Raw genomic sequence first — 2370 nt, 5'->3', positions numbered from 1 at the left:
GACCCGCCCGAATCATCGACGCATCCATAATTTTTCTGTCATTTACAAGACGCGAGAACCATTTGACCGCTTCGTTGAACCAACCCATGCGCCGGTTGAGCTCCCCGATCAGGAACATCAGGCGCGCATCATTTCCGGAAACGCCCTCCCGTTCATATACATGAATATAGGACTCCAGCGAGTATTGAAGAAAGCGTTGTTCCTGCTCAGCGTTGCCCTGATACCGGTACATCCAGGCGATATGATGCAGAAGGCTTGCGATGATGCGCTCCTTGTCGCCTATGCACTGCGCGCATAGCAGAGCCAGCTTGTATGTCTCCAGCGCCTCCGCCCAGCTCCGCTTGCCGCCGAAATCCCGGGGCTTCCAGCGGTGGCCGATCCGCTCGTTAAATGCCTTCCGCTGCCAATCAGCCAGTCTGCTCACGGAATTCTCCGTGGAGGCAAAGCCGCATAAAGGACATACCCGGACGACGTAGTAATCAGGATTCTCTTCTTTGTAATAAGAGCAAAAATCCGCATCCCGGCGAACAGCCCGTTTAAGGCTGGGACGCACTCTGGAGGTTACGAATTCGGCTTCGCAATTGCAACAGGTTACTTTGATGGAGTATAGGGGCTCCAAATAGGTCATGGCCCTCATTCCTTTCGCGTCAGTCATGCATCAATCCTGTTCTTCGGGCATGTTGACAAAATGGCGGGCCGGGCCTGCAAGCCGGTGCAATATGAGCAATCGAAGCGACTCTTCCACTCCGGTTTCCTCCAGCGCTTCTTCCATGCACGCCAGCCACTCCTTGGACCGTTCCTCCGTAATCGGCACATGCATATGACGCGCTCTCATCATAGGCTGCCCGTACAGCTCGGAATACAGCTGCGGACCGCCGAAGAATTGGGTGAGGAAGCGGTACTGCTTGTCCATAACGGGGACGATATCGGTTGGAAAGAGCGGACCGAGCCGCGGGTGCGCCTGCACTTTACTATAAAACACTTCGACCAGCTTGCGCAGCTTCCCGGCTCCCCCAAGATGTTCATATATACTTATGTCCGAATTCATTGAAGCAACCAACTTTCTGCCGACTTAATAATATTGACCTATTCAGTATACCAAAAACAGGGTCGTTCGGCATCTTGCTAACGCGAAATTCAAGAGAAAAAATTCCTATATGCCTAATAAATAAGCCCCATACCCAAAACCTTTGTCCTAAGAAAAGATACCTATCGCCTAAATGTGAAAAAACGTTCAATATTACCTAAAAAAAGCCAAAAAAGACGCTAAACGAAATGTTTAGCGTCTGTGGCATATTAATAGGTCCGCCAATCCTCATCACCGGGAGAGACGAGGGAGGCCCGGATGACATAAACAAAAGCGCAAACGAGAACGCCGGCAACTACGCTCATCATCATCACTCCATCCCTGAATATTAAAGTTTTCGAAAGGTTGCTTTAGTTAATTTTTATATTACCATAAATACAGTAAAAATACACCCCCTATTGTAACCGCTTTCTTTATTTTTTGTATTGTTTGTCCCTCTTGAAGCATACATCTTACTATAGACCGGGAGGCGGATATGATGACCATAAAAAAGCTGGGCGGCCCTTTGGGGGCCTTGGGACTCGCCGGCTGCATGCTGTTGGTGCTGCTTTATCCCGAAGCTTCTCTTGACGCCGCGCTGCGCGGAATGGCCGTCTGGTGGGATGTGCTGTTCCCGTCGCTCTTTCCCTTCTTCGTCATCTCCGAACTCATGCTCGGCTTCGGCGTCGTCCACCTGTTCGGCGCTCTGTTTGACCCGCTGATGCGCCCGCTGTTCCGCATTCCCGGCAGCGGCGGCTTTGTGCTGGCTATGGGCTATGTGTCCGGCTATCCGGTCGGCGCCCGGCTGACGGCCAAGCTGCGGGAGCAGAACCTGCTCACCCGCGTCGAAGGGGAACGGCTTGTCGCCTGTACCACTTCCTCCGATCCGATCTTCCTGCTCGGCGCGGTTTCGGTCGGCTTCTTTCATAATCCCGTCTTGGGCCCTTGCCTGGCGCTGGCCCATTACGGGAGCGGCCTGCTTGTCGGGCTGCTGATGTCCTTCCACGGGCGAAGGGAAGAGCGAAACGGCGCCGGGCGAACGCCAGCCCCTGATACATCCCGCTCCGGCAAGCCGAAGCGGGAGCGGCCGGAAGCGGGACGTATCCGCACCGCCTTCGCCTCCATGGCCGAGGCGCGCCGCCGCGACGGGCGGACGCTCGGGGAACTGCTGAAGGGGGCGGTGGAATCCTCTCTGAAGCTTATTATTGTCGTGGGAGGGCTGGTTGTATTCTTCACCGTGCTAATGGAGCTGCTGAACCAGGCCGGAGCAATGGCCTTCCTTTTCTCGGCAATCGGACGGTTTC

General features: G+C 54.3%; 3 protein-coding genes. 1 reads left to right on the top strand and 2 read right to left on the bottom strand.

All coding sequences use genetic code 11. The annotated features are described in order from the left end of the window. Positions 1–628: DUF2225 domain-containing protein (locus L692_RS0123475; RefSeq protein ID WP_025702390.1), on the bottom strand; the 628-nt coding region annotated here is incomplete at its 3' end. A gap of 30 nt (positions 629–658) precedes the next feature. Beyond that, entirely contained in the window at positions 659–1048 is a 390-nt protein-coding gene (locus tag L692_RS0123470) for a globin domain-containing protein (protein ID WP_025702389.1), read from the bottom strand. 517 nt (positions 1049–1565) lie between these two features. Here L692_RS0123470 and L692_RS0123465 point away from each other — a divergent pair. Further along, a partial coding sequence (locus L692_RS0123465; RefSeq protein WP_025702388.1) for a nucleoside recognition domain-containing protein occupies positions 1566–2370 on the top strand: 805 nt, incomplete at its 3' end.

This window comes from Paenibacillus forsythiae T98, assembly GCF_000520735.1.
Lineage (GTDB): Bacteria > Bacillota > Bacilli > Paenibacillales > Paenibacillaceae > Paenibacillus_AQ > Paenibacillus_AQ forsythiae.
This window is presented reverse-complemented; position numbering and strand designations above follow the sequence as displayed.

Bases quoted from the DNA above. Each gene is read 5' to 3' on its own strand.
- L692_RS0123470 (WP_025702389.1), bottom strand. From the start codon at position 1,048: ATGAATTCGGACATAAGTATATATGAACATCTTGGGGGAGCCGGGAAG.